Consider the following 25,350-nt stretch of genomic DNA (forward strand, 5'->3'; position numbering starts at 1 on the left):
TGCCAAGTAAAAATAAAAATTTTTTTGTCCATAAACACTCCATTGATTTCTTATCTATGAAAAAATATTTACTCAAAAGAAATTAACAGGAATTTAGTATAACTTTACTCGTGGGACCTCACTCCAGCGTGTGGTATAAGCTGGTGATTTAAGTTCGGCCCGCATGGCCCAGGGCTTGGAATACCCTTCTGCTGCCAAACGGATGGTGCTTCGCCCGTATTTTTGGTTGATTTGTTCAAAAACACTCATTAACTGTTCCGTTTGCTGGAGTTGTCCCTCACTCGGCTGATGGAACAAGTCCAATTGCCTTGGATCTTTAGGAATCAAATCCTCAAGACACACCCCTGCTTTTTTATAATAATAACCGGGTTTAAAAATTCGTTGCAGACACCGCTTTGCAATCTTGGTAATTAACCGCAAATCATCTGTTGGATTAATAAAATGAAACTCCATGGATTGAAAATGTTGGGCCAAATCCTCACGAAACCGATTGGTATGTACAAAGACAAACATGCGTTGCGCCACCAGGTGTTGGCGACGCATTTTCTCCACTGCACGCGCACAATGACTGCTGACTGACTCTGCAATCGACGAGAGTTGTATTTGCATCTGCCCAAAGCTTTTGGATGACATAATACTTTGCTTTGGCTCTATTTCCTCCAATTCTCCGCAGGCAATTCCTTGAAGCTCCATTGCAGTACGCATCAATACCACATTAAAAGTTCTCTTTAAAAGGTGGGTATTGGTTGTTGCCAAATCATAGGCAGTATGAATGCCGCGAGCGATCAATTTCTTTTCCCATTGCCGCCCTATCCCCCATACATCCCCGACTGCAATTTGCTGCAACAACTGTTCACGATTTGAAGTAATGTTAAATACTGGAGTTTTGTAAACCTTTTTACATAGATGATTAGCCACTTTAGCCAAGGTTTTAGTAGGGCCAATGCCTATGGAGGTTGGTATCCCTATATTTTTTAAAATTTTTTTCTGTAATTGCTGGCAAAAAGAATCATGGCAATCAGGTGGTAAACTACTTAAATCAAGGAATGCTTCATCAATTGAATAAACCTCCACATGCGGCCAACTTTCCTCGATGGTGCACATTACCCGATGGCTAATGTTGCCATAAAGAGTGTAATTCGAGGAAAAAGCTTGTACTCCATGCTGTTTGCACAACTCTTTAATTTTAAAATAAGGCTCACCCATTGCAATACCCAATGCTTTAGCCTCATTCGAACGCGCAATACAACATCCATCATTATTGGATAACACCACAATAGGCATATCCTTTAAATCAGGACGGAACAAGCGTTCGCAGCTGGCATAAAAATTATTGCAATCAATAAGGGCAAACATGCTAGGGGAGCTCATGAAGTACTAAAGTCACTACGCCCCAAATCACCATTTCATTCTCCTCGGTAATCTCAATGGGTTTAAATTTGGGATTGGCAGGAAGTAATTGCACCCTCCCCCCTTTCTTTGAAAGACGCTTTACCGTGAGCTCACCATTGACTGCCGCAATAACAATTCGTCCATCAGCAGGTTCCAGACTCCTGTCCACTAAAAGCCAGTCACCTGAAAAAATACCTGCATCTATCATGGAATCCCCGGTAGCCTGTAAAACAAAGGTAGAGGAAGGGTGTTTAATGAATTTGCTATTTAAATCGAGGTAACCCTCAATATAATCATCGGCAGGTGATGGAAAACCCGCCTGAATTTTACTCGCAAATACCGGCAGCTTGTAATCCGCACGATTCTTTAAACGCTCCAATTCAACAAGCTGGGACACCGGTAGACGAACTGCTTTGGTGGGCTCGCTCCGGGGACGCCCCGCCCCTTCTCTTTTTCCGCCGCGTGGTGACATAATGATTTATTTTTGATTTACGTACAAATATCATAGACAGAGAAAAACAAACTGTAAATCCCACCCCAGGGCAACATAGGTTTAAATCGATGGTAAGGGCTTGGAGAATATTAAAAAAAATATTTTTTTGATTTTTTAATTGTAATGGCTTACAGAGAGAACAGCATAGTTTCCCTCTTTTAAAAAGAATCCCCTGCAAAATTATTTGCACAAAATTTGTACACGCCTTATTAAATGGTGTATACTTTTTAGATATCACATTTGAAATGGAGTTCAAAATGGGATACCGAGATGGATTAAAATTCCAATTTACCAAAATGGATGCTTTGCACGCTTTAAGTCAACCTGTCTCTTCCTTGCTGGGTATTTCAGACCAAACCGAACAAACCTTAAAGAAGTTGGGCATTAAAACAGTTTACGATTTAGCAACTTGCCCTATATTCCAGATTGCTCAGGATATTGCCTCAGCTGCAAATGGGGAAGGAAATTCCATCGTTGCCCGCTCAGGGAGAATTTCATCAAGTTTCATAGACGCCGACGCCCCGCAAACTCCTGCCGCTTTAGTTGGAGCCGAAATTGATGTCTTTAGGGATATTAATAATACCCTTGCCAATGAATTAAAAAATAACTTGCAAGTTGAAACCGTTGGTGATTTAGGACGCTGGCCTCCCTTTTGTGCCGCTCAACTTATATTGAGTGTTGGAGTTCCGGATTTAAACCAGCAGGAAGAGGAAAAGGGAAGCGAGTTAGTGCCCCGCTTAGGCGAATATCCAACCGAGCGGCATTATTATCGCTCCGTAGTTATTGACCAGGTTACCCCTCAGGAAACAACTGATTTAACTACTGCCGGTCCCATTGATATATCCCCCACTGTTGCCGCAGATTTTGGTTTTAAGGCACCTGCTGTCGGTGCTATGTTGACCTTTGCCCAATCATGGTTTGCTCAAGGGGTAACTTTGGGTAATCTATTACATAGTGTTGCCCTGGCACCCGGTGAAAGTACTCGTATTGCGGTCATGGACTGGTCGCGGCAAGTTAAGGCATCTGGACAAGAAGCAATCTCTGAGTCAGAAAATTTAACTAATACTACCACCCATAATCGTGCAATTAGTGAAGTCCAGGATGCCGTAGCCTCAGAAGTTCAAAGCGGCTTTTCCAAAACGAGCGGCAGTTCAACTACTTCTGCAGGCGGAGGTGGGTTGGGATTAAGCATAGGTCCTTTAACCCTTGGAGGTAGCGGCTCCTCTGCTAATTCAAGTTCTAATGCCGAAAGCTTTTCAACCTCCTCAGGTACACGCAATCTTGCGGCAACCATGAATCAACGTGTTGCTGATGCAACCCAGCAGGCTGCTTCCTCTGTACGCGATCGTCGAGCCTCCATAGTGAAAGAAGTTTCGGAAGAGGAACATCAATCCGTATCTACCCGAATTATTGCGAATTACAACCACATGCATGCATTAACGATCCAATATTATGAAGTCATTGAAATTTATCGGGTAAATGTACAATTGCAACAGGTAGAACGCTGTCTTTTTGTTCCAATGAAATTGATTCAATTTGATGAGGAAACTATAAAACGTTATCAGGGAGTTCTCGCTAATGCAGCACTTAGCCAACGGGCAAAAGAATTATTAACCCGGGATTTTGGTTCTGTAATTATTCAACCGGCCCTACCTCTTCGTCCAAGACGCTCTGTGTTTGATCAGGTAGTTGCAATCGATCGCGCCGCCTCACTGAACATTGCCATGCGCGCCGCTACTAACGCAACAAATACGGCTGAAGAGGGGGGGAATACGCCTCCACCGGCAGCAGAACCTACAACCCAGCCCATTCCTCCCTTAGCTAACGAACCTTATTGGGTAAATGATGAACTGGTAAGGGCTTCTCGTATCCTCCTGACAGGTATCGCCAAACCTGGAACAAACAATGTATCCTTACCTGGAGATACCATTTTTTATGGAGTAACGCTGGATCTTATTGCCCAAAATCGTTCCTCCATTTCCATAACCGCAGTTAATGTAGATTTGCAATCAGGCAATATAATTAAATTAAACAGCATTAGCCCGATTAATTGGGTTTCTAACGATTCAATCCCAATTCAAGAGTTAGCTGCGATTAGGATTACCTCAGCAAATACAAGCTACCTAACAGGAAGATTAACCCTACAGTTAAGTTATAACAGCGCCAAATTTCCTATTAGTTTACCCGTGGAAATTAGCCCTAATGCAGTAGAAGTACAACTGTGCCGCTTTTTAGTCGACCAAAGTGATGAGACCGAGTTGAAAATGCATCTTGAGCAAAACCGGTTGCACTATAGTAAAGCGATTTGGCGGGCATTGGATCCTTCACAAATTGCTTTGCTTTTATCAGCATATACCTTTGAGGGAAAGCCCATAGGAGATTTAATTGATCCCAATCCGGTGATGGTCGCAAGCAATTATTTAGTATTTCGTATGCCAAGCTTTGTGGCCGCAGTAGGAATTGAAAATACGGAATCAGACACAGAAGATGAGGCCCATAAAAAATGGCAGGGCTGGCTAAAGGATCGCGGCTTAATATTAGGCGCCAATTCCGCAGTCGAACAGCTTATCCCTATTCCAACGGGCGGAGTCTTTGCTGAAGCAGTATTAGGTCGTTCTAATTGCGCAGAACGTCTGGATGCGACTCGCTTCTGGAACTGGCAAGATTCCCCTATTCCGCTACAACCGCCTGAAATTGCGGCAATTCAAATGGAATCCCGCACTCAACCGGTGGATGTTACCCCTGGACAACTGGGAGCTCCTGTTTTAAATATTATGAATCCCACAGCCCTGCCTGATCCTACAGGAGTTGGAGCCATTTTAAATGCCGTGCAAAATGGCAATATGTTTCGCGATATGGCTGGACTTGCATCTACTGCTGCATTAGCTGAAGCTTTAGGCAGTAATTCAACCAGTGCAGGCATTGAAGCAGGAAAACAAGCAGCAGCTAATTTGGCTGTCGCAGCTCAAAAAGACATCGAAGAGAAAAAAATTGCTGCCCAACTGGCTTTGGCTGCAATGGGGCTACCCTCAGCAAATGCAGGCGCAACCAAAAATATTTCCGAAGGTGGAGCCTTATTGAACACCGCTACAGATATGGATAAGCGTTCTCCAAGAGTACCCTCTGGTTCTTCAGGCTCAGGAATTAATGGTTCAGAGGTTAATGGTTCATCCCTTAATGGCTCTGGTAATGGCAGCTCAACCGGAACAGGCGATACAATGCCTGGGGTACCTGATGATTTACGCAATTTATTTAATGGTAATAGTCGGGCAGATGATGTATTAGCCAAAATGAACTGGGGAAGCTTGGGAGAATCTGGTGCTTCTATTATTCCTGCCAGCTACTCTGACAAAGGTGGTGGTAGCGGCTCTACAAGTACTACTAGAGCTGTGATTAGTTTTGAACTGGCCTGCTATGGCAAGTTTCCCAAACCCTGGGCCAGTGAAGCAGATGAAGTCCAGGGTTTAGGTAATAATAAATGGCTTCCTTCCGAGGAAGATTTTGATGCCATTAGCCCTGCTGCGACAAGTGCGAACAACCAGGCCACGAAACCTTATGGCCAAGTTGAGACTTCATTAGAAGATTTAATCAATACCGTCACCTATTTTGCACCAAAAGTTGCGGGCTTTGGGACATCTTATCCATCAAAAGTCGTAAGGCTTAATCTCTTTTTATATGCTCAAAGTGGGAATATAGGATTTGAAGGTATTTTAACCACTACGGGAAAATGGCAGGCAAATCTCGGAAATGATATAAAATCAGCCGGATTAGATTCCGCGCTTATAACAAAAATAAGTAAAAATGCGGCCACAAAAACCTTGTTGGCAAAACTCAAAAAAGCCTGGGACCCATCCACTGAAATATGGTTATATACCTGTTCTGATGTCATTAGCGACGCCTTTGGGAAAAAATTGGCAAAATTACTTGGAGCCAAGATTCGTGCTTTTGATGATCCATTTTGGGTATTACCTGTTTATGATACTACCCAACAAAAAATCTTGTCTCGAGATGAATTTGGAATTGGTTCTGACTTTGCAGCAGCCGCTAGCACAAGAACAAAAGATCTGCACAGTTTGGATGTTTTATCAAAAAGAACCTTTAAACCCTAATCTGCATCAAGCTCATCTGGCGGGATGAGCTTGATGTGCAACAACTCCAGGTAAATTCAGCCCAATCCTCTAAAGGGTCGTATTTATAGTGCTGCAAGGCAATACGTGCGGAAACTGACTCGTTACGATTCCACAGGAAAAAACAACAAGATAGTTCGTTTTTTTAAAGTTGTATTTTAAATACATCTTTATTATAATAATTTTGTATACCATCTCATAAAGGAGAAAATCATGTCGGCAATCCATAAACCTGCTAAAACAATCAGTGACAAAATTGCCTATGGTCTGGTGAAATTTTTTCGGTTTTTTGCTGATACTTTTTTTCAAAAGCGATATGGAAATCGGGCAATAGTCCTTGAAACAGTTGCTGCGGTCCCCGGCATGGTTGGCGCTGCACTTCTGCATTTACGCTGCTTGAGAAAAATAAAAAATGATGAGGGCTGGATTAAAACTTTGCTGGAAGAAGCAGAAAACGAACGGATGCATTTAATTACTTTTATGTATATTGCCAAACCTAATTGGTTTGAACGATTCATTATTTTCGTTGCACAAGCGCTTTTCGTAGTTTTATATTTAGTGATGTATGTGCTCTCTTCTAAAACAGCCCATCGCTTTGTCGGCTATCTTGAAGAGGAAGCAGTGATTAGCTATACGCATTATTTACAGGAGCTGGATGAGGGACGCATTGAAAATAGCCCTGCCCCGGATATTGCTAAAATCTATTGGGGGTTAGCTTCTGATGCACGTTTGCGGGAGGTCCTATTAGCTGTACGCCTTGATGAGGAAGAGCACCGGGATGTAAACCATGAGCTAGCGGATAAATTGGCAAGCGAACGTACTCTTTTGACCAAACTGGAATCCGAGCTTACAGAGAATAAAAGCAGCAACCCATAAGCTAATTGTTAATAAACCAGAGACAAGGGTGCATCATGATAGCAGAATACAGTGAGTTAATGTGTTATAAACACATAGAGGTTGAAAGCCATGGAAAATTGAAATTTTTCCTTGAAAAACATAGTACCAAGGAAGGAACATGGGGGCAGCTTACCCTGCTTGAAGGAGCAATCGATTTTGTATTCCTAAATGGTCAGGGGCAGGAACTATCGCGCACTCAAATCAACGAAGAACATCCCCAATTAATGATTCCGCCTGCTGCGTGGCATAAAATAATTCCTGTCCGCGAACCATTTAAGGCAAATCTTGAGTTTTATTGTATGCCCCACCGCTATTTTAATAAAAAATACGGTTTAGGGGCGGCACATGGTGATTTAGTCTATGTCTATGAGACTTATTTACGTCACTTGCCCCCCTCATCGATTCTTGATGCAGGCTGTGGCTCTGGAAGAAATTTATTGTATTTGGCCAAAATGGGGCATCAGGTCACCGGCATAGATCACAATCCAGCGGCTTTGGCGACCCTTGAAGATATTGTCCAGAAAGAAAATGTATCGGGGGTCAATACAGTATTGCGTGATTTAAACCGCCCCCTGAATCTTGAGCCGGAAAGTTATGATTTAATGATTTCGACAGTCACCTTGCAATTTTTAAATGCCCATCGAGTCCCTGAATTGCTCTCGGAACTCCAAAAATCAACCCGGAAAAAGGGTTATCATTTTTTGGTATTTCCCATTCAATCAGAACTTTATTCACTGCCAGAATTCTTCACCTTTATGCCGCAAAAAGAGGAGCTCTACCATGTATACCAGGACAGTGGCTGGTCAATCCTGGAATATAAAGAAATGGTAGGCCATTTGCATAAAAAAGATGAACTCGGACGCCCCTTAGCTGGCTTGTTTGCTCTTTTGCTCGCGCAAAAAATTGCATGATGCCAAGGTTCATTCCAGATCTGGCTTTTCATCGCTTAATGTTCAGAAAAACAGACAACTCATGTTGATTGTGCAACACGGTAGCCAAACTATAGCGTCCTAAAACTTCCATAAACGCAGATTGAGCTTCATGCAAGATCCCTTTTAATTTACATACAGGAGCAATACAGCAGTTGGCTTTTTCCCTATTAAAACAAGGTACCAAGTCAAAATGCGGTTCCAGTTGCGCAATTAATTGACCTAAATTAATGGTTTCAGGTTCGGCTGCCATTAAAATCCCACCATTCTTACCACGGATGGTTTTAATCAATCCCAACTTGGCTAAATTATGAATGATTTTAATCATGTGATTGTTTGATATTCCATAAGCCTCGGTAATATCCTTGATCGTACAAGAATCCTTCCTCAAAGCGATATAAATCAAGGCACGTAATGAATAATCTGTAAATTGCGTCAGTTGCATCATTAATTCCCAATTGTCAGTTGACTCTGATTATTTCTTTTTATAAGATGTATTGCAAATACATCTTTAAGGAGTATACCATGTCTGAATCATTATTTGTGCGTTTAGGGGGTCAAAATGCAGTAAATGCTGCTGTTGATATTTTTTATCGTAAAATGTTGATGGATGAGCGTGTGAGCCATTTTTTTGATGACATCGATATGGATCAACAAATTTTGAAGCAAAAGGGATTTTTAACCATGGTGTTCGGGGGTCCTAACCACTACAGTGGCAAAAGCATGCGCGAAGGACATGCCCATCTTATTCAACGCGGATTAAATGATACGCATGTCGATATTGTTATTGAGCATTTGGGGGCAACCCTCAGGGAATTAGGAGCAGCAGAACAAGATATTAAACAAGTGGCAGCTATCGCCAACAGTGTTCGTGATGAAGTATTGGGGCGCCCATGAGCATCATAGACTTTAATAATCAATCTTATCCTCTGGAGCCTCGGGAAAATGTATTACAGTGTCTTCTGCGTCATGGGGTGAATTATCCCAATTCATGTCAGGCGGGTATTTGCCAATCTTGTTTGATAAAGGCTAAAGATGGCGTGGTTCATCCATCCTGGCAAGAAGGATTACCCGAAACGTTGAAATCCCAAGGATACTTTCTAGCCTGTCTGGCAAAACCCGAAACAGCACTGCAGGTCGTTGCCCCTGAGAGTGCTGAATGCGAGGTTAAAGCACAAATACTCGAATTGAAACCACTTAACCACAATGTAGTACAAGTGAAACTTGGGGTGGAAGATCCAACCCCCTGGATTCCAGGGCAATACCTGAGTTTGATTAATCCTGAGGGAACTATCCGGAGCTATTCAATAGCCAACATACCGAGCCAGGAAGGTGTTATTGAGCTACAAATTAAAATTTATCCCGGAGGAGTCATGGGACAATGGCTGATGGATAATGCAGCAAAGAATCCTCAGGTGACGCTTAGGGGCCCTTTTGGACATTGTTTTTATCATAATCCCGAGCATTTGGATTTTAATATCTTATTGGCAGGAACGGGAACTGGCCTGGCCCCGCTTATTGCCATTCTCAAAAGCGCACTTTATCAAAACCATCAGGGACGCATCACCTTAGTTCATGGAGGCCTTACTGATGAGGATATTTATTGTAAGGAAGAATTGGACGCTTTATCAACACAATTCAATACGTTCATTTACGATCCTTGTGTCGTAAAAAGCCAGGGATGTTACCCTGAGGCATTAATTGATCGAAGAGTATTAACCCACATTAATAATCCCCAGGATACACGGGTTTATGTTTGCGGCCCTAAAGAAATAACCAATAAACTCAAAACTCGGATTTTTCTTGCAGGAGTGCCTTCCAAACAGATATTTAGTGATCCTTTTATATAGGTTTTTATGCTGTTTCTTAATTTATTATTTATTTCGATTCAATTAGATTTCAATAAATAAAGGTGCATGGGACAACATGCTCTTTATTTATTCCCTTTTTCTAAAAACTACTACTCTGGAACCTTTAGTTCTTAGTACACTGAGCTTCGGTTTTCCTTTGTTCAAACACATAGACACTCGCCTCCTGGCTAGGTACCATGTGCTGCCATCCAGGATAATCCCAAGGAGAAATTTATTTTCGAGTAATTGAAAAAAGAAATGCTGCTTTCGGATTTATTTTGGCGCGTAGGTACAGTACCTCTTTCTCTTGATTATTTATTTATAAGGACAGCGATGAAAGCAAAAATATTACTTTCTAATGAATATAAAAATACTAAAGAAAATTTATTAAACATTTTTCAGGTGTGGGAAGAGACAATTAAGGATTATAAAAAAAAATATGATACTAAAGATTCGACTTTGGTTCATGCATGGGAAGTATGCTTCGAGAGAATGAAATTCCATTTATTATCCAATCGCAACCAACTCGACTGTTTTCTAATCTTTGATAATTCCGGTGAGCTTCAGGGATGTGCTTTGGGAGCAAAGAGAAATCATGGGAATTTTTCAGACACTTTATGGGGGAATAAATCTATTTCTTATCATATTCATGATCTGTTAACTGCACCCTGGAATATTAAAGGACGTGCTTTTAAAGATAGCTCCGATAACCACCCACTAACGGATAAATATAAAAAAATCGGCACCCAGCTAGTCAAAGTGATTGCAAATCATGCCTCAACCCAAGGAGTTTCACAAATCGTAGCTGAACTGGTCTCCCCCTGGGATGCAGGGGATTTTTTTGAAAAGTGCTCTTTCACACAATCTCGTGTACAAGCTGGGTTGGCTTATGAATTACCCAAATCGAAATTTGACCAGGTAAGTAACTTAAAAATAGACGGCGAATGTTATATAACCGTTTTTGGAACAACCGCCGACATGAGAGTGAGGGAAAATTATCCTCAGGATTTTGAAGTGGAAACGGAATTTAACTTCAGATTTTTAAGTTAGGTTTATGGATATTGTATTATCTTACTCCTGATAAGATGAAACGAGGAATATGCTGCTGCATTCAACAGTAGCATATTTTTTCTTTATAAAACCTGTAAACAAGCCCTAAGTTCGTGTGCTTTTTCTTCAGAGTGACTTAATCGCTCAGTTTTCAAGTTTATTTTCCTCTTTAGCTTCTAGTGCCCCCTCGCACGGATCCGCTGAAACCGGTTTGGATCTAGCAAAACTTGGAGAAGGATTAGAGAATGCTTTGAGCTTTGATAAACATTAATCTTTCAGCAAAATCCTAAAAGCGATCCTCTTCTTTAGAACACAGGGGTCGCTGCTTCTTTTTAATCAATTGATAAAGTTCATTCCCAATTTCTACATCAAAACACTCCAAGAACTCCCTTGTTTAATATTAAGAGAGTTTGGTAAAAAAAGTCAGTCCTTTTCCCTCATCCTGGGTTGATTTTTCCTTCTCGCCTAAAGCTTTTTGGAGCTGTTGTGTAAGCGATGCGTTATCTTCTTTTAAATGCACAATTTCCTGGGATAAGCTATCAATTACCTGTAATTGCAAGCCATTTTGTCTACAAAAGCTTTGTGCGAGCTTGCCGTCACTTACTATATCAGCCAATTTTTTTATAAAATTTTTCCTGTCTGTATGCTCTTTAAAAAACATCAAAGTTTTTTCCAGAGTACCGATTATATTTTGAATACGGACTGGATATTCGCTCCGTGCGAATATCAAATATCGATTTTGCATGTAAATATCGAGCACCTCCTGTAGCTTTTCTTCCAGGTTTTCTTCAAGTTTTTCAATAGTATCCACGTGTTGGGTAATTTGATTTTTAACGTTCCCGGTCTTTATTTTGGCAGGTCTGAATCGGGCTTGGTCGATCAATTTATAGTGTTCTTTTTTAATGTCATTTAATTGGGTGAATAGGTCCAGAATTTCTTTTATTTTATTTTCAAAAAAAATATCAAAAGGAACCTGGGTATTAAAAAAGTTTTCTTCATTGATTTCTATATGGATACTAAGGCTCTCAATTTGATTCACTACCTTTTTTACTGAATTTTGATAATCAGATAACTTTAAAAGAATTTCATTTTTACTCAACATAATTTGACCATAGAGTATATTATGCTTTCATTTTAGCATATTTTTGCATCAATTCTCCCTAGTTAAGGCTGCAACATGATCACCTTGGATTTTTTTTGTCATTTAAAGCTTATAATTAATTATGGATATAAATCTGAAGGCCTGTTCTCCATGTATTCCAATTATGACAAACTCATTTACATCAATTTGACTCAAGACCAAATTACTGCAACGATCGATGAGCTTATAATCCACGATACTCCTGTCACTTTAGTGAAAATAGCTGATGGAAGTGATCTGAAAACTATGAACGATCCTAAGTTTTTTCCTGGGTCAATAACAAATAGAACAAAAATCTATTTCTCTGCCCATGGGCGGGAAGAGTTAACCGATTGCGTACTTGATCGCCAATCAGGGGAACCCAAAATATATAAGCTGGATGATGTGGCCCAATATTTTAGGAAACTATTGGTGGATCCGGCATTAAAGGACCCCCTGATAAAACCTCGCCTTACCCTTGTGCTGTGTGTATGCGAAGGTCTGGGATTTGCAAAGGAATTACAACAAAAGCTTCTTTTGGAACATAGATTATATGTCGATGTAATTGCAAATAAATATGTACTGCATGAGCAATTTGAAAAACCCAAAGGCACAAACACCCTATTTCTAACCCATAGAGAAACCTCTGAGAAAGGTATGGGTAGAGAACATCAACGCCCCCATAGCAAGGTACTTTTAACTATCGATAATACCGGCAGGCAAAAAGAAATTGATGCCTACGAGCTAAAATGGATAAAAAAAGTACTGACTTCCCTGCACGCCCAAATAGACAGTTTTTCAAGATGGGCAGACTTTAGTAAGCCTGAAAATAATAATATACTCAAAGGGATTATAAGCTTTTGTAATGATATTGATACGGTGATTGACTTATACCTACAAGAAGATATTCATTTAACTGCCAATTACTTGCTGGCCTTATTGCAAAGCTGTAGTAAGGTCGGTGCCGATCCCCTGTATAAAGAGGCGATGAAATATGAGATGTTTCAGCTTATAACTCGAAGTCTGATCAAGGAAGGTATTAAATACATTAATCCCTCCATTGAAATGCAGGCCTGTCTTAAAGCCTTGGACGAATCTGAACTAAGAGAACAAAGGCATTCCCGGGATAGGGTTGTGCATAATCTAAATCGTCTTTATAAAGCAGATTTCTCTGCTTTACTTGTAGAAGCCTCAGAGAATGGCATAGATTCCGTAATGGATCAATTATTAGAAAAACAAGCACAATTATTTCAGCTAAATCACCCTACTGGTTCATAAATTTGCCGCATTTTCGCTGTCGATATTTCATTATTTGCACTTATTTCCACGGATTTTATTTAAATTAAGCTTTTGATTTTATTGATTTAATTCCATTGAACTCCCACCAGGGCTTTGATATGATGATTTAAAAATTTCATTTTCAAAAAACTCACACTCCAAAAACATTTCATTCCCGGAATGATTTTCTCGTATTGGAAAATCAAATAATTTTAATCATTTTTCATAGGGATAATTGATGAAAATAAAAAATATCTGCTGGATTACTCTCAGTTCAATAGTACTTCTGCTGACTACTTCAGTTCAGGCAGGTAAGCCACTGTGGACATTTATATCCGATCCAAGCGCTCCGCCTACTGTTTCACTTTCCAACACTGATACGGCAATAATTAAATATCGTGTTACTAACCAATCCCGTCGTACCCACACTTTGTATATGAAGCCTGTTATCGGGATTACTCAAGTAATTTCTGGCACAACTTGCCCTAATCCATTTACACTGGTCTATAAAAAATCCTGCACCCTGGCTTTATTGGTAAAAGGAGCTCTTTTACCTGGAAATGTTTCCGGAGGTCCCGTGGTATGTCAAGCCGGAAATTCCATGCAGTGTTATCAACCAAGCCCAGGCAATAGCTTGAATATTACCAAATTGAGCCAAAACATAGCTGGTATTAAGGTTAGTCCGACAAGTTTGCTCTTGACTGCCGGGAGTGGAATGTCTGGTAGTTTAAAGATAACAAACTCATCAACCAGTGTTACCGCGCTCAATGTCAAGGCTACCTTGCCCCAAAATTGGGCTGATGTGACCCAGGATGCCAGCCAGTGCACAAGCATTGCCCCTGGTCATTCGTGCCAGCTTATTTTTACCCCGGGCAATTCAACACATAGCCTCCAAACCATTCAAATAAAAGGAAACAATACCCTACAAGTTACTGCCGCAATTTCTGTTAATGCTTCCACGGCCGCCCCCCTTACCGTTACTCCATCAAGTTTGGCACTCACGGCAACCAGCGGAGTTCCAGGAAATTTAACTATAAAAAATACCTCCGCGAATGTGACCGCGGAGAATGTCAAAGCCTCATTGCCTCCAAGTTGGTCTGATGTAACTCAAGATGCGAGTCAGTGTACCAGTATTGCTCCTGGCCGCTCATGCCAATTGATATTTACTCCGGGAAATACCACCCATAGTGCACAAAATGTTCCTATACAAGGAAGTAACACCACGCAAATTACTGCCACCCTTTCGGTTGACGCTCCCTCAACTACCACTATAAATGTAAGCCCCACAAGTTTGACGCTGACAGCTTCAAGCGGAATATCCAAAAACGTAACAATTACAAATGCATCATTGCTTGTTACTGCCCTCAATGTTCAGGCTACATTACCCGTGAGCTGGGCTGATGTCACACAAGATGCCAGTCAGTGTACCAGCATTTACCCTGGCAGCTCATGCCAATTGATCTTTACTCCGGGAAATAGCGCCCATGCTGCGCAAGCTATTCCAATACAAGGGAGTAATACCAACCAGGTTACGGCGACAATTGCTGTTGATGCCCCTCTAACTACCACCCTGTCTACAACTGCCTCCTCCATGGCCTTGGCCAAAAGCGGGAATGCCAGACAGATTACTATTACCAATTATGGGTCGGAGACAGCATTTAACATCACTTATTCTATAGCCCCTTCTCTTCCCACTGGGACCACAATTAGTCCTGCAAATTGCGGAACCATGTTACCCACTGGAACCTGTACTCTGACAATAACTCCTGGGGCAACAGCATCATCGGCCACCATGACAATGACCCTCAAGGGAACAAATACCAATACATTAAACATAGCACTGGATGTATTGGAATTTGGAAGTATTTATCAGCAAGGTTATGTCTTTTCCCTTAATGATACTACAGCAATTGATACCAGTGTGGGCGGAACTGAGGTAGCATTAACCAATAATGCGCCTTTGTTCACCATTCCCTGGGATTCCAGCGATGTGTGTCAAGCAGGGTCCTGTGTTCTGACAGGAGCAACCAGTATCACAGAGGGTGACGCAAATACTGTGGCTATTTCTGTGACATTATCCCCTCAAGCGGGTGTAACAAGTACAAATTATGCAGCCGGCCTCTGTTCGGACTATACTATTGACTCTTCAGGAAACTCCCCTTGCGTCACTGGAACCTGTTACCAAAATTGGTATTTACCCGCAATTTGTCAAATGGGGCCCGCTTCAAATGGTTCAGGGTGTACCGCAGGAACCCCCAATATTGTGGAAAATTTGCCGTCCCTTATAGGATGTGCACAAACAGGATGTTTAAATGGGTTTTTCTGGAGTTCAACCCAGTTTAATACTTCTTCTGGCTGGATGCAGAACTTTTCAAATTCGTCCAGTCAACTGGGACTTACGAAATCAACCGCAGAAGCAGTTCGCTGTGTTAGAGATTTTTAAAAAATGGGAAGAGGCAGTATATAATGCCTCCACCCAAGTTGTCCCTATTTTATATTAATTAGAATAACAACCGTCTCATGAGCAGGTGGGGGAATGAGTGATTTCATCTTCCACTTTTATCAGGGTTTTGGATTTATTAACAGCGAAGCTGCCTAAGAAAGTTAAGGGTAATAGCCGTTGCTTATTGAGGGCCAAATAGAGCTCGGAGTGGGGATCCAGAGCCATTTGCTTAAGATCATCTCCAGTCTTTTCGAGACTTAATACAGCATTCACGATGCCCTGCAGTTTGCTACCGCTATTAATCCAATAAGGGTTTAAACTCTTTTTGCCTTCTTGTAAACGCGCCATAGTATCCATGATTTGAAGTCCTATGTTTCCTTGTTTACTTAAGAAAAATATTGCCTGGGTATAGGCAATATCCTCAGAAGGAAGATTAATGACTTGTGGGTTAAAAACCAGTTGGTCTGTTTCTAACGTACTCTCTAATTGTTGTTTCAACATTAGATATAAATTATTTAAATTTCCATCTAAAAATGGAAAATGCGCCACCATTTCATTGAAGAGATAAGGTGCTGCACTAAAATTAGGGAGTGGCTTTTTCGATGCAGACTCAAAAAGTTGGTTTAATTTATTTATGGTATCGGAAGAGACTGCTTCTTTCCCTTGTTTTTCTAATTTTTCAATGATATCAGATAGAGAGGACAAAATTTCGATATGGTTAATAAAAAGAGTTAAATTAAGATCTGCGTCACGGGCAGATACTTGATGGCCACCCACCTTAAGTTTGATCGATGGATCAATATTCACAGGCTCATCGGGATTATCACCCAAATAAGGCTCCAGCTTGCGAACAAATTCAGAGAATAAGGGCATTATTTTTGTGAGGTAAGGATCTTCATAGAGCAAGGCAGATAGAGTGTACTTATAAGAATTGATTTGCTCCAAAGATGTCTTTAGAGACGGGGTAGTGGAATACTCCCTAAATTCTTTTAAGAGGGCTTGCTTTTGTTCATAACTTAGGTCTTTATCATCAAAAAAACTTAGAAAGGTATTTAAGTTCGCCTCATTGGCTATTGCAGGTAAAATAAAATGGAAATGTTCATTCTTCTCGTCTGATTTTTTTCCCGTAAAGAAAGAGAGATTCTTGTTATGAGTATAATGAGCATAATCATGCATCAACCCTTCACCGATTGATAAAACGGAATATCGCTTTATCAGACCATGATATTTTTGTTGAAAATTTTCTAATTCGTCTTCAGGAACATAAACACTAATAAAAGGACCGCTAATTTTAATTTTTTTAATGAGTAAGTTTTCTGGGAACTTCTTTAAAAACATAATTTATGTCCTCTCTATAAAATAAAAGTCGAATTATACATCAGTTGGATGCATATAATAACATGGAGATTTTATTTTGGACAGTCAATCGCAGCAAATATCTCACCCAACCGCATCCTGGAAAAATTTGTCCGTGACCTTGGAAAACAGGAAAAACTGCAAGAAATACAAGAGGATTAGCTAATAAAATTAAAAGCTAAATAGGGTGTCCAGTCATAAAATGCAATTAAATGATTCTCATTTTACATCTTGTTATAGATTAGACAATAAACTTAAGATATATTAATTAGTTTAATAAAATAAAAGGGAGTTTATTCATGTTAAAACATTTAGTTGCAGCAACATGTTTCTTGTCGGTATGCCAATCAGGGTTCACACATCAGCTATCCTATTCTGATGTTCAATTGTGTACTAATAGCTATAATCATCTTTGGTTCGTATTTGAAAGTACCAAATCCGCTTATCGTAATGATCCAAGTGCGCAAGCCTCTATATTTACAACCGAATTCAGTAAGGTTTTAGCCTCAGATTTTCATTTCGGCTTACTTAATCTGCCTGTTCCTCCAGATTATACAAGCACCATTAATTTGGATGTAAATGGCATTCCTGATTTGGTAAATACTGCAGCTTTTGGAATAGCTAACTGGGGTGAGTTCCATGTAGCCAACCCATTCAGTGTCGAGTTAACTTCCGAAGCACTATTGAAAAAAGTTTATAAAATGACTACAAGAGATGTGGATTATACCCGCAATGCGGCGGACGAAGGAGGCTGTACTGTTTATATCTCTCAAAAAGATGTAGTTTGTACTGTCACCAAAGATTCGTTAAATACAAAAAAAGCCATTCTCAACAGTATTGTTGACAATGTGGTAACAGCGTATGAAATTCCAGCACCACAATGCGCTTTATGGACTACCCCACCCATTACCTCATATGTTAACTAAGCTGCTCTTTGTTTCCAGAAAATGCATTCTTCACATTAAAAAGCAACTGCCTTGGTCAAGGCAGTTGTTCAATTTATAGCTCTCGCGAAGTTTTTTGAATTATTACTTTATAATCATGAGCCACTTTGAGGACGGATCAATTTTGACACTATTATTTGGATTACCCGCTGTATAATGCTTACTCATTAACGTACTGGCGGCAGAATCAAATTTATTATTATCAATATGTTTCTTCAGACAACTCCCTACAGATGTAGTCGTTCCCGAACAAAAGGTTTGATTAAAATCATAATATGGGGTGAGTTGACTCTTTGCAGCAGTATCACCAATGAAATTGTAGGTTATGTAGTCTTTTAATTTCCATGGAGCCTGTTCATTTGCCCTTGACACATTGAGTGTTTTAAAAGAGGAAGCATTACCATGATCTGAACCAATGGAAGCCGAATATACAATTGGAATTACATAACTTCCCACTTTAATTGCATGGATTTCATCAAAGTGAGTATGTGCTGCAAACATACCAATTACAATTTCTGGATAAGATTTTATAATTTTTTGGAAAGAGTCTTTATAAGTGGTTTCCCAGCTTTGTGGGGGAACATGCATGGCTAATAGCACGCTTTCATGATTTGCTTTGCTTGATTTTAGCTCTTTTTCTAACCACTGCAACTCTTCCGCAGCCCCCTCACGTGAAGGTGAAAATCCCGGTCTTGATACAAATACTACACTGTTTAGCGAAATAAGTTTGAGGTGGTTACCTAAATATGCAGAATAGTAACCGTATTGAGTACTCTCATTATTGATACATGAGGCTTCATAAAAAGGGCATTTTAGCCCTGTTGAAAGAAATCCATCCCCGTTTCCTGTTATAGCTTTGAACAAGTCAGAGACAGATTCAGTGTTGTAAGTAAACGGACCGTAATCTCTTTGCAGGGAATCATTATTTCCGAAAACATAATAATACGGAGTGGGGTTTATCTTTTCATTCAGTTGTTCAAGAACCAAATTAATATTGTCCCGGGTTGTTTTACGGCTGTACGCATTATGAGCGGGTAAGTCGCCGAGCAATATCAATGTCTGATTCATGTCCTGGCGTAAATCAATTTGCTCTCCAATTTTAGCGATTAGGGTTTTAAAACTTTTTTGATCCAATTCCTCTGAAGTTCCTGGAAGAGGATTGATATGAGTCGCTTGCCGCTTTGTTATGTCCACATGTGGATCTGAAACTAAAAAAATATTGAGGTGATTTTGATCTGCGGCGGTAGCAGAAAAATTAGCCAGATAGAGGGTTGTTGCGGCTAAAGCGATGGTCATTTTATTAAAAGTTATCATTTAATCTCCTTCTCTGTTTTATGACAGAGTCATTGCTGTACCAGAATATGCTTCAAGAAGCTTTATTCATTTCCAATGATACACGCAATCCCTTTAAGGGGAATTAAATTACATACGCAATTTGCGCAATTACATTTCTTTTTGATTTTCTTTTATGCGAAAACCCCCTTGAAAATCAATAATTTTAAGGGGTTACAGATAAATGGGGCTTGGGAAACCAGTTAACATGCAAGCAAGGGATAAGCGTTAATTAATCTCAGGAACTCAAAACTATTATTGATGCAGTATAAAAAAAATGAGAAGCCCTATTCTTTCAGGGATTTTTGTTTTATTTGTTCGTCTGTAGGTATCTTGATTGCGTGAACTAACCCCACTCGCGCTAATAAAGAGATTAGCAGGTAAGAGATATCAATTTGTCCTTTTTTTAATCCATGCTTGGCGGAACTTGGAAAAGCATGATGACCATTATGCCAACCTTCTCCATATGCAAGGAATGCCAAAATCCAGTTATTTTTACTGTTATCCTGTGTTTTAAAGTCTGTTCTACCCCAAATATGGCAAACAGAATTAATGGACCAGGTGACATGTTGTTGGAAACAGATTCTTACAAATCCACAAACAATGACTCCTTCCCAGAAAGCGTACCAGCTCATGTACATCAATCCATTGATAAGTCCTGGAATAATTATTCCACTTAAAGCGATTAAAGCGTAATATCTATTTATAAGCCGTAAATCGCGGTCATGAAGCAAATCACCCAAATAAAATCGCCAGTTCTCTAAGGTATGTTGAGACATCCATCCCATATGCGCGTGATAAAAACTGTACCAAGCCCCTTTTTTTGGTGAAACAGGTGAGTGGGGATCAAATTCCGTTTCTGTATATTTATGATGTCTGCGGTGGGCTGCTATCCAAAAAAATGGGGGACCTTCATACGCCATACATCCCAAACACGCAAACACAATCTTAACCGCCCGCTTTGCTTTGAACGAATGATGAGTGAGCAGTCGATGAAACCCAACCGTCACCCCTAACACCGTAGCGCTGTAACAGAGCAAAAATAATATTAATGTTCCTAGGCTGATGTCGAATAATATCCCGGAAATGATACTAAACAGTGTTACTAATAAAGGTATCCACACTATGGCTTGGCTGTATCGCTTTTCCGAATTGGTTAAATCACGGTACAAATGCAATTCGGGCTGGTTCATAATCACAACTAAGAGGACTTGGTGAGTCGTTCCAATTAAATAAGGATTTTATAACTATAGATGGTTAATTAGCAAAACTCAAACAAATTGACAATTTTTAATTCTTATTGTGTCGTTAAGATAAATTACCATTTAAATATTTACGATCGGTTTATTTTTTGTACATTTTAAAAAAGCTACTACACTACTAAGATAGATATTTAGATACAAAAATTGTTCGGCTGTTCTTATGAGTACAAGGAAAAAATTTGACAATGTGGTGGATCTGTTCTCGGAGCGTTGTCGTGAAAAACCGTCAGATCCATTATATTATTTTTCGGCAACAGGTTTTTTTGAGAATAGCGAATGCCTTACTTATGGCGAGCTTCAACAAAAAATTCATGCTATAGCCGCATTAATTCAGGAATACAGTAAACCAGGAGAGCGTGTTTTACTTATTTTCTCACCCGGAATTGATTATATCATCACCTTTTGGGCATGTTTATTTTCCGGAGTACTTGCAGTACCTGCATATCCCCCATTTGATAAAAGCACTGTTGAAAAATTACAAGCCATAATTAATAACTCGAAACCCTCGATTATTTTGTCCAACACAGAAATTACCCAGAAAATTAAAAAACTGGGATTTATTAAAAATTTAGCCTCTATTCCCCTGATTCAAAAATTTGTAAGTAAATTCTCCGGAAAGATAAATGAATTAATGGAGTGGGATTTTGAAAACTTTCGCTGGATTGATATCAATAAAGCTTCAGCTGACAGGGCTGAATTTTATAAACCTCAATCATTTAAAAGTAGCGACATGTGCTATTTACAATATACCTCGGGGTCAACGTCCATGCCTAAAGGTGTCATTGTAAGACATGGAAACCTGCTGGATAATTTAAGCCTTGTTTATGAAACGATAGGTGAAACAAGCCATGAACGTATGGTTTCATGGTTACCTCCCTATCATGATATGGGATTGATAGGAAATTTATTATTCCCTGTGTATGCCGACTTTTCTATCTTTATGATGTCCCCTATTTCATTCCTGAGACATCCCTATTTATGGCTGAAAGCTATTTCTGATTTTGAAGCAAATATCAGTGGCGGACCCAATTTTGCATATGAAATTTGCGAAAAAAGAATTGACGAACAATTAATCGAAGATAATTTAAAATTGCATTCCTGGAGAGTTGCTTATAATGGAGCGGAATACATTCATCATAAAACTTTAAATCATTTCTATAACAAATTCAGTAAGTATGGATTTCAAAAACATTCTTTCTATCCCATTTATGGTTTGGCTGAATCCACTGTTTTTGTAAGTGGAAACAAAAAAGAAAACGAAAACCCACACTTGTTACATGTCGATATGGACTCCTTACATCAAAATAAAATTGTGTTATCTGATGGGAGAGAAAATAAAACCAGTGTCCTGGTTGGATGCGGGAAGCCGATGGTACCTACACTTATAGTCTCCAAACCTCCTTTTAGAATATGTGCGGAGGGTGAAATCGGAGAAATATGGCTCCATGGACCCAGTGTAACATCAGGTTACTGGGAAAATGATGAAGCAACCCGGGACGCTTTTCATGCAGATTTAAAAGAAGCGGATAAAACAAAATATCTTAGAACTGGAGATTTGGGATTTTTGCATCAAGGTAATTTATACATTACCGGAAGAATAAAAGAGCTCATCATAATCAACGGCAAAAATCACTATCCGTATGATATTGAACTCTTTATCGGCTCTTTAGACCCTCGTTTAAAAACGGGTTGTATCGCTGCAGTTTCAATAAATGGCAATGATTCGGAACAATTGGCAATAGTGGCCGAAGTCAGGCAACTTTTCCCACCCCATGAACTTGAGGAGATTGCAAATACAATAAAAGCCAATATTAGCTCAGGCTTTGGGTTAAGCCCCCATTTCATTGCATTAATACCACCGAAGAAAATCCCTAAAACCACCAGTGGCAAATTAAGAAGAAACATCATAAAAAAATTGGTGGCCGATAATGGATTAAACCCTTTATACCTATGGCAATCAGGAAAATGTAATTATGATGAGTAAAGAGCCCTTAACCATTGGTGAAATTGAAGATTTCTTGCAAAATAATATAGCCAATATTCTAAACCAGCCTAAAGAGAATATTGATATCACCTCCCCATTAATAAATTTTGGATTTGATTCGTTACATATCCAACATTTTATTGCAGACATTGAAGATGGATTTCAAATTCAAATTGATAATGAACTCATCATTAACTTTGAGAATATTAGGGAATTAGCACATTATCTTTTGGAGTGTGTTAATGAACTACAAGTAAAACCTGACTTAAATAAACTCAAGAATTTTTCCAACCCAAAGCAAAAGAAAATAGAAACAACCGCAAGAAGTGATACCGATTTTAAAAACTATCCCCCCTATCTCCATTTGAAAAACATGCAAGCACAATTAGGAGATAATATTTTTTTTGATGCTCAGCAAGGCACATCTGAAAATACCTGTCTCATCGACGGGAAAGAATACATAAATTTCACTTCCTATAATTATCTTGGCTTAGCTTCCCATCCCGAGGTCATTTCTGCAAGTTGTGAGGCAACCAGAAAATATGGAACTTCTGTGTCTGCAAGCCGGCTTGTATCAGGACAAAAAATTATTCATCAGGAACTGGAGAATGAATTAGCAGCATTGCTAGGGGTTGAAGATGCTCTTGTTTTTACGAGCGGCCATGCGACCAATGTGATGACCATTGCCCATCTTTATGGACCTGATGACCTGATTTTGCATGATGAGCTTGCACATAACAGCCTTGTATTAGGTGCGGTTTACTCCCAAGCAACACGCATGACTTTCCCTCACAATGATTGGGAAGCAGTTGAAACTATTTTAACCAGAGATCGCGGGTTTTATAAGAGAGTTCTAATCATTATCGAAGGGGTCTATAGCATGGATGGAGACATCGCGCCTCTTAAGCATTTTATTAACGTAAAAAACCGCCACGCAGCCTGGCTGATGATCGATGAGGCCCATTCTATGGGTGTTCTTGGAAAAAGTGGAAAAGGTATTAGTGAACATTATGACATAGATCCTATTGACGTAGAAATTTGGATGGGAACTTTAAGCAAATCTTTTGCAAGTTGTGGTGGATATATTGCTGGAAAAAAGGAGTTGATTGAATACTTAAAATATACCTGTCCAGGATTTGTATTTTCCGTAGGACTTTCACCTGCTAATACAGCGGCAGCATTATCGTCCATAAAAATCATGGCGAGGGAGCCTGCGAGAATTCACCGCTTGCATGAATTGAGCCAATTAGCAAGAGAGACCGCACTGCAGTATGGTTTTAATATAGGATTAAATGAGCAGACTCCCATTTTACCCATCATTTTGGGAGACTCACAAAAATGTATCCGGGCATCAAGGGAATGTTTTAATCAGGGAATCAATGTAAAACCCATCATTTATCCCGCGGTGCCTGAAAACTCAGCTCGGTTACGTTTTTTTATAACCGCTATTCATACTCCGGAGCAAATCCTTAAGTCTTTTGAAATTTTATCCAGAACAGTCAACGTTTAAATGAACCCTCCTCTTGGTACACCCAGGCAGGCAAATTTTTCCTATATTCGAAGAGGGTCTAACTTGGGACTGGGTTGATAGTGACGATAGCTAGCAATGGGCTCGCCATCTTTATTTAAGCCGCAACCATTCTGTCCCATAGCACTTATTATCTCATAAGCACTTTTGTGTGCCATCTCGGCAAGTTTACGTGTAGTGCCTTCTTGCGAGCGCCATACACTTTTCGCATCAGGATCAGCGAAAGGAGAGGTTTGGTTATGCGCATGTTGGGCATAATGCCTTAAAACATCGTAATTACCTACTTTATAAGCCTCTACAATATGAGTTAAAGCAATTATTTTCAACTCTCTTACTGAATCCAAATGAACCCAGCGAGCCCATTTGTTTCTTGCGGCTTTTATTGTTGATAAATGTAATCGAATTTTGCTTTCCACTTCAGGATCGGGAATAAATTTATCCAGTTTTTTGCTTTCAGAGAAAGCTATTTTCGCAGGTAAATCCTTATCCTTGATTAACTCTTTATAAGCGGTTTGCGGCTTGTCCGGTAACATGAGTCCTACCTTAGGAAAAAAGGTTAAATCACTTGCAACCACACAATCATTATCCCTTACCCAACATCCCAGTTGAGTACTTAATTTTCTTTGGGCTTCCTGACGGGCAGCTTGCCCTTCCTTGGGAGTACACCCTTTATAAAAATCAGTTCCCCAGAAAACGCGAATTTCCTCGTGTGATCTCACGAACTCCCGCGCCATAGACATAGGATTTTCAGGATCAGTGGTCGCATCGGGTTTTTCATATTGTCTGGCATGTGTAAAAAATACCTCTGTCTTACCAGTTTCCGGATTCTTGCCAAGGATGGCTAATCCCATACATCCAGTAAGCCCCGCGGTCCAAACCATGTGAATGTCTTGTTCTTCATCCAGAATTAAGCCAGGTCCCTTTCCGGGTTCATCTCCATTTAATCCAATGACATGGTCTATTTGTGTTTCAAACCACGTTTCTTGACCAACAAACTGTTTTGCTGTCTTGTGCAATCGTTCGGGAGTTTCTCCCCAATGATTACCGCAGTCATATAGGTTAACAGGTTCAAACTTTTCAGAAGACATACTTGATAATGGTCAGTAACCATATCAAAAGTATAGCAGGGCAAAAAAAACTCACTTGGAAAAAATATGAATCAGGCAACTGAAAAAATCGATGCACCGATCTTTATATTTTTTTAGGGCCTTTTTTAAAAACGTATTGGGTAATGAATGACTCCAAAACGCTTAAAAGCTGCATTGCCCTGGGTGACTTTTGCACCTTTTGATGATTCATGAGTAACTCAAAAAGAATACGAATCAGTTTAAGACGAAAATAATAGAGTAATAAACGATAAAACAT

20 protein-coding genes are annotated in these 25,350 nt (G+C 39.8%); 11 read left to right on the top strand and 9 right to left on the bottom strand.

The window, feature by feature from the left end:
* Window positions 1–93 precede the first annotated feature (93 nt).
* Both KYQ_RS07210 and KYQ_RS07215 read right to left on the bottom strand, forming a co-directional pair.
* Window positions 94–1,371: a Y-family DNA polymerase gene (locus tag KYQ_RS07210; protein ID WP_010653233.1), complete on the bottom strand. Its 1,278-nt coding sequence runs from the start codon at window positions 1,369–1,371 to the stop codon at window positions 94–96.
* Window positions 1,358–1,864, bottom strand: coding sequence for a LexA family protein (locus KYQ_RS07215; RefSeq protein ID WP_010653232.1), 507 nt, complete (start codon window positions 1,862–1,864; stop codon window positions 1,358–1,360). Before KYQ_RS07215 ends, KYQ_RS07210 begins: the two co-directional genes overlap by 14 nt.
* Window positions 1,865–2,142: 278 nt before the next feature.
* Here KYQ_RS07215 and KYQ_RS07220 point away from each other — a divergent pair, with 278 nt between their 5' ends.
* From KYQ_RS07220 to tehB, 3 genes are all read left to right on the top strand, one after another.
* Window positions 2,143–5,994: a DNA polymerase Y subunit UmuC family protein gene (locus KYQ_RS07220; protein WP_010653231.1), complete on the top strand. Its 3,852-nt coding sequence runs from the start codon at window positions 2,143–2,145 to the stop codon at window positions 5,992–5,994.
* A 231-nt stretch (window positions 5,995–6,225) separates the two neighbouring features.
* The gene (locus KYQ_RS07225; protein ID WP_010653230.1) at window positions 6,226–6,888 is read left to right on the top strand and encodes an alternative oxidase; all 663 of its coding nucleotides are present in this window, start codon (window positions 6,226–6,228) and stop codon (window positions 6,886–6,888) included.
* Window positions 6,889–6,923: 35 nt separating this feature from the next.
* On the top strand, window positions 6,924–7,820 hold the full coding sequence (tehB, locus tag KYQ_RS07230; protein WP_010653229.1) for an SAM-dependent methyltransferase TehB: 897 nt from the start codon (window positions 6,924–6,926) through the stop codon (window positions 7,818–7,820).
* Window positions 7,821–7,848: 28 nt separating this feature from the next.
* Here tehB and KYQ_RS07235 read toward each other — a convergent pair whose 3' ends face one another.
* Window positions 7,849–8,283, bottom strand: coding sequence for an Rrf2 family transcriptional regulator (locus KYQ_RS07235; RefSeq protein WP_010653228.1), 435 nt, complete (start codon window positions 8,281–8,283; stop codon window positions 7,849–7,851).
* Window positions 8,284–8,363: 80 nt separating this feature from the next.
* Here KYQ_RS07235 and KYQ_RS07240 point away from each other — a divergent pair, with 80 nt between their 5' ends.
* The 3 genes from KYQ_RS07240 to KYQ_RS07250 all read left to right on the top strand — a co-directional run bounded on the left by KYQ_RS07240 (window position 8,364) and on the right by KYQ_RS07250 (window position 10,738).
* On the top strand, window positions 8,364–8,735 hold the full coding sequence (locus tag KYQ_RS07240) for a group I truncated hemoglobin (protein ID WP_010653227.1): 372 nt from the start codon (window positions 8,364–8,366) through the stop codon (window positions 8,733–8,735).
* A complete protein-coding gene (locus tag KYQ_RS07245; RefSeq protein ID WP_010653226.1) occupies window positions 8,732–9,688 on the top strand; it encodes an FAD-binding oxidoreductase in 957 nt (318 codons plus the stop codon). The genes KYQ_RS07240 and KYQ_RS07245 overlap by 4 nt, the downstream gene beginning before the upstream one ends.
* A gap of 333 nt (window positions 9,689–10,021) precedes the next feature.
* Window positions 10,022–10,738, top strand: coding sequence for a GNAT family protein (locus KYQ_RS07250; protein WP_155808113.1), 717 nt, complete (start codon window positions 10,022–10,024; stop codon window positions 10,736–10,738).
* A gap of 400 nt (window positions 10,739–11,138) precedes the next feature.
* Here the strand turns inward: KYQ_RS07250 and KYQ_RS07255 are convergent, their stop codons facing one another.
* Complete coding sequence (locus tag KYQ_RS07255; RefSeq protein WP_010653224.1) at window positions 11,139–11,840, bottom strand: hypothetical protein; 702 nt, start codon at window positions 11,838–11,840, stop codon at window positions 11,139–11,141.
* Between the two features lie 75 nt (window positions 11,841–11,915).
* Between KYQ_RS07255 and KYQ_RS07260 the strand changes: the two genes are divergently transcribed.
* Together KYQ_RS07260 and KYQ_RS07270 are read left to right on the top strand one after the other, a co-directional pair.
* A complete protein-coding gene (locus KYQ_RS07260; RefSeq protein WP_010653223.1) occupies window positions 11,916–13,136 on the top strand; it encodes a hypothetical protein in 1,221 nt (406 codons plus the stop codon).
* 238 nt (window positions 13,137–13,374) lie between these two features.
* The gene (locus KYQ_RS07270) at window positions 13,375–15,579 is read left to right on the top strand and encodes a hypothetical protein (protein ID WP_010653222.1); all 2,205 of its coding nucleotides are present in this window, start codon (window positions 13,375–13,377) and stop codon (window positions 15,577–15,579) included.
* A gap of 75 nt (window positions 15,580–15,654) precedes the next feature.
* Here the strand turns inward: KYQ_RS07270 and KYQ_RS07275 are convergent, their stop codons facing one another.
* Window positions 15,655–16,917, bottom strand: a complete 1,263-nt coding sequence (locus KYQ_RS07275; protein ID WP_010653221.1) for a hypothetical protein — start codon at window positions 16,915–16,917, stop codon at window positions 15,655–15,657.
* Between the two features lie 317 nt (window positions 16,918–17,234).
* On the opposite strand from KYQ_RS07275, the gene KYQ_RS07280 reads away from it, so the two are divergent.
* A complete protein-coding gene (locus tag KYQ_RS07280) occupies window positions 17,235–17,861 on the top strand; it encodes a hypothetical protein (RefSeq protein WP_010653220.1) in 627 nt (208 codons plus the stop codon).
* A gap of 102 nt (window positions 17,862–17,963) precedes the next feature.
* Here the strand turns inward: KYQ_RS07280 and KYQ_RS07285 are convergent, their stop codons facing one another.
* Window positions 17,964–19,193, bottom strand: coding sequence for a metallophosphoesterase (locus KYQ_RS07285; protein ID WP_010653219.1), 1,230 nt, complete (start codon window positions 19,191–19,193; stop codon window positions 17,964–17,966).
* A gap of 305 nt (window positions 19,194–19,498) precedes the next feature.
* Window positions 19,499–20,404, bottom strand: a complete 906-nt coding sequence (locus KYQ_RS07295) for an acyl-CoA desaturase (protein WP_010653218.1) — start codon at window positions 20,402–20,404, stop codon at window positions 19,499–19,501.
* Between the two features lie 229 nt (window positions 20,405–20,633).
* On the opposite strand from KYQ_RS07295, the gene KYQ_RS07300 reads away from it, so the two are divergent.
* Both KYQ_RS07300 and KYQ_RS07305 read left to right on the top strand, forming a co-directional pair.
* Window positions 20,634–22,457: a fatty acyl-AMP ligase gene (locus KYQ_RS07300; protein ID WP_010653217.1), complete on the top strand. Its 1,824-nt coding sequence runs from the start codon at window positions 20,634–20,636 to the stop codon at window positions 22,455–22,457.
* Window positions 22,447–23,967 carry an aminotransferase class I/II-fold pyridoxal phosphate-dependent enzyme gene (locus tag KYQ_RS07305; protein ID WP_010653216.1) on the top strand — a complete coding sequence of 507 codons (1,521 nt, stop codon included), beginning with the start codon at window positions 22,447–22,449 and terminating at the stop codon, window positions 23,965–23,967. Before KYQ_RS07300 ends, KYQ_RS07305 begins: the two co-directional genes overlap by 11 nt.
* A gap of 41 nt (window positions 23,968–24,008) precedes the next feature.
* Here KYQ_RS07305 and KYQ_RS07310 read toward each other — a convergent pair whose 3' ends face one another.
* Complete coding sequence (locus KYQ_RS07310) at window positions 24,009–25,073, bottom strand: hypothetical protein (protein WP_010653215.1); 1,065 nt, start codon at window positions 25,071–25,073, stop codon at window positions 24,009–24,011.
* A gap of 103 nt (window positions 25,074–25,176) precedes the next feature.
* A complete protein-coding gene (locus tag KYQ_RS19130) occupies window positions 25,177–25,350 on the bottom strand; it encodes a hypothetical protein (RefSeq protein WP_019349797.1) in 174 nt (57 codons plus the stop codon).

Origin of the sequence: Fluoribacter dumoffii NY 23 (assembly GCF_000236165.1) — a bacterium.
GTDB classification, from domain to species: domain Bacteria; phylum Pseudomonadota; class Gammaproteobacteria; order Legionellales; family Legionellaceae; genus Legionella; species Legionella dumoffii.

Excerpts from the sequence above, each read along its gene's own strand:
- KYQ_RS07210 (WP_010653233.1), bottom strand. The coding sequence starts at position 1,371 with ATGAGCTCCCCTAGCATGTTTGCCCTTATTGATTGCAATAATTTTTAT.
- KYQ_RS07215 (WP_010653232.1), bottom strand. The coding sequence starts at position 1,864 with ATGTCACCACGCGGCGGAAAAAGAGAAGGGGCGGGGCGTCCCCGGAGC.
- KYQ_RS07220 (WP_010653231.1), top strand. The coding sequence starts at position 2,143 with ATGGGATACCGAGATGGATTAAAATTCCAATTTACCAAAATGGATGCT.
- KYQ_RS07225 (WP_010653230.1), top strand. The coding sequence starts at position 6,226 with ATGTCGGCAATCCATAAACCTGCTAAAACAATCAGTGACAAAATTGCC.
- tehB (WP_010653229.1), top strand. The coding sequence starts at position 6,924 with ATGATAGCAGAATACAGTGAGTTAATGTGTTATAAACACATAGAGGTT.
- KYQ_RS07235 (WP_010653228.1), bottom strand. The coding sequence starts at position 8,283 with ATGCAACTGACGCAATTTACAGATTATTCATTACGTGCCTTGATTTAT.
- KYQ_RS07240 (WP_010653227.1), top strand. The coding sequence starts at position 8,364 with ATGTCTGAATCATTATTTGTGCGTTTAGGGGGTCAAAATGCAGTAAAT.
- KYQ_RS07245 (WP_010653226.1), top strand. The coding sequence starts at position 8,732 with ATGAGCATCATAGACTTTAATAATCAATCTTATCCTCTGGAGCCTCGG.
- KYQ_RS07250 (WP_155808113.1), top strand. The coding sequence starts at position 10,022 with ATGAAAGCAAAAATATTACTTTCTAATGAATATAAAAATACTAAAGAA.
- KYQ_RS07255 (WP_010653224.1), bottom strand. The coding sequence starts at position 11,840 with ATGTTGAGTAAAAATGAAATTCTTTTAAAGTTATCTGATTATCAAAAT.
- KYQ_RS07260 (WP_010653223.1), top strand. The coding sequence starts at position 11,916 with ATGATCACCTTGGATTTTTTTTGTCATTTAAAGCTTATAATTAATTAT.
- KYQ_RS07270 (WP_010653222.1), top strand. The coding sequence starts at position 13,375 with ATGAAAATAAAAAATATCTGCTGGATTACTCTCAGTTCAATAGTACTT.
- KYQ_RS07275 (WP_010653221.1), bottom strand. The coding sequence starts at position 16,917 with ATGTTTTTAAAGAAGTTCCCAGAAAACTTACTCATTAAAAAAATTAAA.
- KYQ_RS07280 (WP_010653220.1), top strand. The coding sequence starts at position 17,235 with ATGTTAAAACATTTAGTTGCAGCAACATGTTTCTTGTCGGTATGCCAA.
- KYQ_RS07285 (WP_010653219.1), bottom strand. The coding sequence starts at position 19,193 with ATGATAACTTTTAATAAAATGACCATCGCTTTAGCCGCAACAACCCTC.
- KYQ_RS07295 (WP_010653218.1), bottom strand. The coding sequence starts at position 20,404 with ATGAACCAGCCCGAATTGCATTTGTACCGTGATTTAACCAATTCGGAA.
- KYQ_RS07300 (WP_010653217.1), top strand. The coding sequence starts at position 20,634 with ATGAGTACAAGGAAAAAATTTGACAATGTGGTGGATCTGTTCTCGGAG.
- KYQ_RS07305 (WP_010653216.1), top strand. The coding sequence starts at position 22,447 with ATGATGAGTAAAGAGCCCTTAACCATTGGTGAAATTGAAGATTTCTTG.
- KYQ_RS07310 (WP_010653215.1), bottom strand. The coding sequence starts at position 25,073 with ATGTCTTCTGAAAAGTTTGAACCTGTTAACCTATATGACTGCGGTAAT.
- KYQ_RS19130 (WP_019349797.1), bottom strand. The coding sequence starts at position 25,350 with ATGTTTTATCGTTTATTACTCTATTATTTTCGTCTTAAACTGATTCGT.